Genomic DNA, 7,517 nt, shown 5'->3' with positions numbered 1-7,517 from the left:
TGGCTTTAGTGCCATTAGCAAAGATATAGGAATGTATTATCCAAACCTATTCATCCTATAACAGAATGATTTACAGAATAAAAAACTGTATTTTTAGGATAATGCTGGGGTTTGGATAACTGTTGTTTGCAAAGCTACAGGAATATAGGGTTGAAATACCCAACCTTATTTCCCGCCGACAATACAATGACAGGCGTAAAATAACTTCCTCCCTATGTAATGCAATCCGAGAAAGAATGGTTTCTAAAATGGATGGTGGTGAAGACTATTTCTGTATTGATTCGAAACCGATAGAAGTATGTCGTATTGCCCGTTCCAAACGTTGCAGTATGGGAAAGAAGGATTTTAGAAAAGCACCTGGGGTAGGATACTGCGCATCACAAAGCATGTATTATTATGGGTGTAAACTCCATGCAGTCTGCGGGTTAAGTGGTATCATCCATTCCTTTGACCTCACTAAGGCAAGTGTGCATGACATTCATTACCTGAAGGATGTGAAAGTGGATTATAGTAATTGTACAGTCATAGGGGACAGAGGATATATAAGTGCCCAAGTGCAATTGGATTTGTTTGAAACTGCCAATATCAGATTGGAGGTACCATACAGATGTAATCAAAAAGAATGGAAGCCAACATTCCCAGCTTTTGCCAAAGCGAGAAAAAGAATTGAAACCCTATTCTCGCAATTGTGTGACCAGTTTATGATTATAAGGAATTATGCGAAAGATACAGATGGATTGTTTGCCCGGATTATTGGGAAGATTAGCGCACTTACAATCCTTCAATATATTAACTACAAAAATGAAAAGCCTATTGGCAGAGTTAAATATGCGCTATTTTAATTCCGCCAACAGGTCATGCTAATAAAACTATATAAAGTTTTCGTTGTCGGCACTGAATGTAGCCGTGCATACCACCTTGCCTGTTCCTACGTTCGTAACCTGGAAGGTGTAATCCCCTTGCCAGGCCTCGCTTTTGAGCGAATCGAATGCTTTCCGGCAAGCCTCGTAAACCTGTTTGTCACATTCTTCTATCGTACCTTTCTTGGTGAAGAGCTTGCCGGTGATACCGAGGGCTGACTGGAAGGCGTTCTCTATTTTCCCCATCTCTTCGAGAAAGTCGGGGTGTGAGGCCGACATGCTGGAGAAGCCGTAGGTGTAAGTCACTTCCGTCACAGGATCGTCATCATCGCTGCAAGCGGTGAAGGTGAAAGTAAGGATGGCGACAGCCATCATCGTCAGCAGTGCTGACATTTTTTTGATTGAACTTTTCATTTTGATTTATTGTTTTTGAAATTTACAATACTTCGGTAAATTTTTATTGAAAAAGCTAAGACCGGACGCACGTAACTATTTCTGTTGTTCTTATTGTTGTTGTTCACGTTGCCGTTGTTCACATTCACATAAAGAGCGTTGTTCGCCGGATTGTTGTAGAACTCCGAGGAGGACCAGTAAATGTTGTCTGTTTTTGTCTTTGCGAGCCTCCCTGCACGAGGAAAGCCTGCCGACAACCCTTTTTCAATAATAAACAGTTCGCTTCGGGAAGCCTTGACCGCCCGAATCCCGACTGATAAATCATTGCCTTTTATCTTCCTGTTTCTTCATTCCGCGTTCGTTATATTGTTTCCAGCTCGTAGCCTGCTTGCCTATCTTCTCCAACAGCAGCCCGAACGAGGCGTATTTGCGCTCGGTAATGACCTTCTGCTCCACACATACGCGGAAAAGCATCTGCAACATGCGGTAACGGTCGAGAAATTCGGTCAATACGCCCACTTTTTCATAGCTGCTGTTCGCCTTGTAAATCAGAGAAAGCATATCCAAAGTCAAATCCACCATACGGCTGCCCATACTGTAGCGGAAGAAGCGCGGAAAATCCTGCGTCAGGATCAACAGGTTGTTCAACAACCGGTAAGTGTCGCGGTATAGGGGTAATTCTTCGGATAATGCCATAACTCGATTTTTCAAAAATTTTTCCGACCCACTTCGCGGGTATTCAGCCTTTATCAACGAGCGGCTACGCCGCAAATAGATAAATAGATTGAATAGGTAAATAGGTCAGAAAGCCAAGACCGGACGCACGAAACTACTTCTGCTGTACTTATAGCTGCGGAACACGTCGCCGTTGCGCACACTCACATAAAGAGCGCGGCGCGCCGGATAGTCGTAGAACTCCGAGGAGGACCAGTACCAGTCAGACTTTAAGCCTGATACCACTGTCTTGCCTTCAAACAAAGAAGCGCGGTTTTGATAAACATTCCACATCTGGCCGATGGAGGGCAAAAACCAGCCGGTGCTGTTGGCAGGGGACGGGACTTTGTGCGCATAATCCACAACGGCATAGTAGGTGGCAGGATAACCGGAATCTTCGGTGGCATTCAACTTGTCCTTGCCGCCGGCAGCGGTGATGATTTTCTGTGTCCAGGCGTAGCCGCTCCAGTCGATGTCAGGTGCAGAGTAATTGTTCTGTTTTTTTCCGCTTCCATCCGTGGGGCAGCAACCCAACTCGGTTCCGTAAACGCCCCACTGACAATAACCGTTTGTGGCATCCTGCAAGGCAACGGCATAGCCGTGGCACTTCTGCTGACCGATACCGGTGGCGGAGTAATCGGAGGCATCGTTTTCGTGATGACCGGCATGGAACACGATGGCGATAACGCTTGCTTTCTGTTCTTCGGTCAAAGTTTCGTCTTTGCCTACAATATTGCCGTCGGCAAGGAGGTAGTCCCCTACTTGCAAATTGTGATCTTTGTCAATCGTCGGTGCTCCGTCCACCTTATAGGTCTTGTATGAGCTTACGCTGATATTGTTCGGGGTGATGAAAAACTCCTTCTTGCCGTCGGCATAGCTGCCGGTGAGGGTTACGGTATTGCCTTGTCCGGGACGGACGAAGTAGCGGTATGTGCCGTCCGTATTGCGGCAGGGCTTGGCCTCTCCACTGAAATCGGCTGTAGTAGCAATCACATAGTCGGGAATGGAGGTGTCGGTGAACTTATACACCGTCTTGGGCATTTCGACTACGGCGAGTGCCATGCGGTGGGTCATGGAGAATGAGAGCGAGAGCTTGCCGTCGGCTTTGCTTCCCGAGCCCGTGGCGGTCATGAGGTCGGAGGCTGTGTAGCCTTGCGTGTAGTCGCTCTGATCAGCTTCCGGCTGCCAGTCATTGATAAGCGTGGCGAAGAAATCGCCATCGCTCGTGGTGTCGGTGGCATTTACCTTGCCCGCCATCTTCGCTGTCTCTTGATAGGGATAGTAGAGGAAATACTTCTCGCCCGCCATTCCGCCGGCAAGGGTTACGCCCGCTTCGGGTTGCCAGGTAAGACTGCCGTTCGTGCCTGCTGTGGCGGTGAGTTTCACATTGTCATAGACTATCGCCCCATTGCGCACAAGGTAGAGTCCGCAGGCGTCACTGGCGGTAAACTCGGTACGGTAACCGTCCTCGGTAGCACGGGTAGCGGCTTTCTGCGAGCCGTCAGCCGAAGTTGTCAGGGCATAGCCGCCGTCGGTGATGGTGATGGCGAGCGGTGCGGCATTGTCAGCACCGGGCAGGGGAAGCTCCTCCTGCGTGCAGCCGGTCAGCAGCAGTGCCGCCGCCCAAAGGGTATGTAGGATATTTCGTTTCATTGTCACACTTTTTATTTTAACTTTACGTTACTTGTTTTTATCTTCCTTGCGGGGCAAAGACTGCAAGCGGCCGTTGCCACAATTCCGTTTGTAAATCCGACCCGCTTCGCGGGTATTCAGCCTTTATCAACGAGCGGCTACGCCGCATAATAGATAAATAGGCTGAATAGGTAAATAGGTCAGAAAGCCAAGACCGGACGCAAGTAACTACCCCTGCTGCTCTTACGGTAGTAGTACACGTCGCCGTCGCCCACACTCACACAAAGAGCGTAGTTCGCCGGATTGCGGTAGAACTCCGAGGAGGACCAGTACCAGTCAGACTTTAAGCCTGATACCACTGTCTTGCCTTCAAACAAAGAAGCGCGGTTTTGATAAACATTCCACATCTGGCCGATGGAGGGCAAAAACCAGCCGGTGCTGTTGGCAGGGGACGGGACTTTGTGCGCATAATCCACAACGGCATAGTAGGTGGCAGGATAACCGGAATCTTCGGTGGCATTCAACTTGTCCTTGCCGCCGGCAGCGGTGATGATTTTCTGTGTCCAGGCGTAGCCGCTCCAGTCGATGTCAGGTGCAGAGTAATTGTTCTGTTTTTTTCCGCTTCCATCCGTGGGGCAGCAACCCAACTCGGTTCCGTAAACGCCCCACTGACAATAACCGTTTGTGGCATCCTGCAAGGCAACGGCATAGCCGTGGCACTTCTGCTGACCGATACCGGTGGCGGAGTAATCGGAGGCATCGTTTTCGTGATGACCGGCATGGAACACGATGGCGATAACGTTCTTACCGTTCTCCGGCTGCGGCTTGGTCTCTGCCCACTCCATCGTGCCGTCGGCATAGAGCTTGCGCAGGCCACCGTCTCTCCAGGTGCCGTCGGAGTAGTAATAGTCGCCGATTTTCGGTTCTGTTTCCGTGCCGTCATAGGTGATGGTCACGCCCACATTCTCGCTGCCGCCGGCGTTCCACGTTCCGCCCTTGGCTGCGGTCACCTCTATGCCACTGGCTTTCACGGTGATGGTGTAGGCATACCGCTTGCCACCGAAAAACCCAAATTTGCCGGCAGCTTCTGTTTCGGGAGTGTAGGTAAAGTCATTGCTGCCTATGCTGATTCGGATGAGCGGCTTGCCCGTCATATCCTGCGGCGGCACTAACGCCTCGTATTTCTTCGTTGCGGCATCGTAATAGGGCTTTATCTCGCCGTCCGATTGGTCACCCGGTGATACCAAGCCGGCGGTTGAGTGCGTTAGCGGGTCTCCGAAAATGGTGACGGTCGCACCCTCCAACTCCTCTTCCGTAATGCCTTCGCCAGCTTTGAGAATTACTTCGATTTTCGCCATGCGGTGGATGAAACGGAGATTTATGGCTTGGTCATAACGCCCTATGGCACTGGCGTACAGGACATCGAAAGCGGCGTACCCGCCACTTTGGTCGGAAATATCCGTTTCCGATTCTATGTCCGGGGTCCATGCACTGACGCGGGCTTCATCGGTGTTCTTCCAATAGAAGGCATTATCGGCATCCTTCGGGCTTGCATTGCCCGATGCGTCCATCACGTATGTTTTGTTACCAAACACGCCTTCCAGTGACACTCTAATCTCCTCGCCGCCCGTCCACGCATCCTTACCTCCGGCGCGGGTCTGCGGCTGCGCCACCTCCGCCGTCAGTTGCAGCGGGTACTTGCCGTCGGGCAGGGGCGCGGTGCTTTCATCCTCACTGCTACAGGAAGCGAGCACCCCACAGATGAGCATCATAACCGGCAACCAGCCGCCGATGCGCGGCCACGGCCTTCTCGCTATGTTCCTTATTATTTTCATATTGTCTTTATTTATTTCGTTTTGTGCCACTGCCCGTTGCGACGCGGGCTGCCGCACCATTTATTATATATGGCGTGCCTCCGTCTTACGCCTGATGCACGGCAGTGGCTTTCAGACACACTACATTTTTGCATCACCCGCATGGCTACCACCGTCGTTCCAGTTTTCGATGGTGCTTCCGCTAAGGGTCAGCCCCGTCTTCTTCACCGTGATGGTGTAGGTATAAGAATAACCGGCCTCCAACGCGGGTTTGATCATGTCCTTGTTGGAGTAGCTCTGGTATTCCCCGTCATCGGGAGATATCTCAAGCACCAAAGCGTTGGCGAGTGTCTGCGGGAGCAGGATCATGGTGAAAGTCATCACGCCCGTGGCGGCGTCAAAGGTTGCCACGCACTTGTCCGTGGCCGTCTTCGGGGCACCGGTGCACTGGCGTAACATCCAGTCGCTCACAACGCTGCCCGCGGTCGCGGCGGTACCGGTCTTCACATCGAACGTTCCCTCGTGAACCAGGCCGCCCAGCTTGTAGTCGGCGAATTCCAGCACGGCAGTGTCGTCGAAACCGTCGGTGTTCGACACCTGCACCTTGAGGATAAGACGGGCCATCTTGTGCTTGAAGGAGCAGTCGCTGCCGCCCGCGGCGGTGTTGTCCGTGAAGCTGACGGTCGGGCTGTCTTTATCGGCCTTGGCTCCCGTGGCATGGATGTAGTCCACCTTCTCCTGTTCCGTGGTCGTGGGCTGGTTGCTTGTATTTACCGTAATCTTCCCGTCTGTACCAGGCAGGGTGGAGGCGTTTGCGCCCGATGCGTAAGGCGCGTAGGCGGCAAAAGTAAACTCGAGGAAAGCATCCTCGAAGAAGATGCCGCCACCCGCCGTCATCGGGGTGAAGTCCGCGTTGGTGCCGGTACTCGTGGTCGCGTATCCCACGTTCTTGTACTTGCCGCCCATGGTCGTGGTCGTGCCAGGGGCATCCACCACCATCACGCCGATTCGGTCGGCGTTCCACCCGTTGTCCACAGCACGGGTCTTCGGCCCGCTCACGCCTGCCGTGATTCGTGCTTCCACCGGATTGTTCTGTACCTCGTTCTCTTGTGTACACGCAGCCAATAGCGTTGCCGCTGCTGCAATAATGAAAAACCTCATGTTCATTGTCATAATCTTGTTTTTTTTATTAAAAATTTATCGAAGAACCGATTTGGAAGATTTGGCATCAACTTATTGTTATTACTCTGTACTTTTCACGAAGATAGTTTCTCCCTTGTCAAGTATGTTTTTGATTTCCTTGCCGCCGCTTTGTATCTTGCAAAAGCTTATATCCTCGCCTTGTACATCCATTATCTTCAACTTGCCTACTTGAGTCTTAGCTTCTTTCCCTGCAATCGTTTTTACAGTGTAGGCAGTTAGATGAAGTCCTTTGTATGCGCCTAAATTAGTTCCGAGGTCGATATACACCTCTTTTTGCTTGTCTTTGCTTTGTCGGGCACTTTCCAATATTGTGCCATAGATTGGATACTTGCGATTACAATATCCTCCTACGTAAGCTGACAACTTGCGCAAAGTAGAGGTAATCGCACTTTCCTCTGTTTCTATCCATGCAACATCTACGTCGGAAATCTTAAACATCGGACTAGCTATCACTTCCTCGGTTTGTGAATCTTTGAATTGCAGGGTAATTCCCACCATGGCTTTATAGTATGTGTTAACACCATTCTTGGTAGTAGTTATTGATTCCGTTTTAGTCGTGGTGGAAATGTTATTTATTGTTGCATCCACATAATAGTCAAAAGTGGCATTCGTTTGTTCACCAATATTCCCCATGTCGGTAGCGATTGTGCGAAAGCCGGAAGTCAATCCTCTCACAATAGCTGCCCTAACAGCATCCTTGTATTGTGGTTGTTGTGTAGTATTCTGCCCAGTAATCAAGACGTTCGCAATAGAGCCTAATGCGCTTCCAACCGTTTCCTTTCCCTCTTTCGGAGTATAGGTGAAGTTGCGCACGCCTAATGCGATGATACGATTGCGGTCTCCAGCCCAAGATACTCCGATTGATAGAAGAAGGACTAATGTGATGATGCTGCTTCTCATG

6 protein-coding genes and 1 pseudogene are annotated in these 7,517 nt (G+C 50.5%); 1 reads left to right on the top strand and 6 read right to left on the bottom strand.

Annotation, left to right across the window (positions count from 1 at the left end; all coding sequences use genetic code 11):
• Positions 1 to 119 precede the first annotated feature (119 nt).
• A pseudogene (locus N5O98_RS11010) lies at positions 120 to 842 on the top strand (IS982-like element ISPrsp2 family transposase); the annotation flags it as partial.
• 27 nt (positions 843 to 869) lie between these two features.
• Here the strand turns inward: N5O98_RS11010 and N5O98_RS11005 are convergent.
• The 6 genes from N5O98_RS11005 to N5O98_RS10980 all read right to left on the bottom strand — a co-directional run bounded on the left by N5O98_RS11005 (position 870) and on the right by N5O98_RS10980 (position 7,516).
• The gene (locus N5O98_RS11005) at positions 870 to 1,274 is read right to left on the bottom strand and encodes a hypothetical protein (protein ID WP_009017593.1); all 405 of its coding nucleotides are present in this window, start codon (positions 1,272 to 1,274) and stop codon (positions 870 to 872) included.
• 300 nt (positions 1,275 to 1,574) lie between these two features.
• Positions 1,575 to 1,949 carry a four helix bundle protein gene (locus tag N5O98_RS11000; RefSeq protein WP_004319006.1) on the bottom strand — a complete coding sequence of 125 codons (375 nt, stop codon included), beginning with the start codon at positions 1,947 to 1,949 and terminating at the stop codon, positions 1,575 to 1,577.
• Positions 1,950 to 2,054: 105 nt separating this feature from the next.
• Positions 2,055 to 3,620, bottom strand: coding sequence for a hypothetical protein (locus N5O98_RS10995; protein ID WP_269495667.1), 1,566 nt, complete (start codon positions 3,618 to 3,620; stop codon positions 2,055 to 2,057).
• Positions 3,621 to 3,799: 179 nt separating this feature from the next.
• Entirely contained in the window at positions 3,800 to 5,434 is a 1,635-nt protein-coding gene (locus tag N5O98_RS10990) for a fimbrillin family protein (protein ID WP_216945643.1), read from the bottom strand.
• A 120-nt stretch (positions 5,435 to 5,554) separates the two neighbouring features.
• A complete protein-coding gene (locus N5O98_RS10985; RefSeq protein ID WP_004318997.1) occupies positions 5,555 to 6,586 on the bottom strand; it encodes a fimbrillin family protein in 1,032 nt (343 codons plus the stop codon).
• A 69-nt stretch (positions 6,587 to 6,655) separates the two neighbouring features.
• The gene (locus tag N5O98_RS10980) at positions 6,656 to 7,516 is read right to left on the bottom strand and encodes a hypothetical protein (RefSeq protein WP_009017589.1); all 861 of its coding nucleotides are present in this window, start codon (positions 7,514 to 7,516) and stop codon (positions 6,656 to 6,658) included.
• Position 7,517: the final 1 nt, after the last annotated feature.

Source organism: Bacteroides sp. LFL-34 (genome assembly GCF_027257075.1).
Taxonomy (GTDB): domain Bacteria; phylum Bacteroidota; class Bacteroidia; order Bacteroidales; family Bacteroidaceae; genus Bacteroides; species Bacteroides ovatus.
This window is presented reverse-complemented; position numbering and strand designations above follow the sequence as displayed.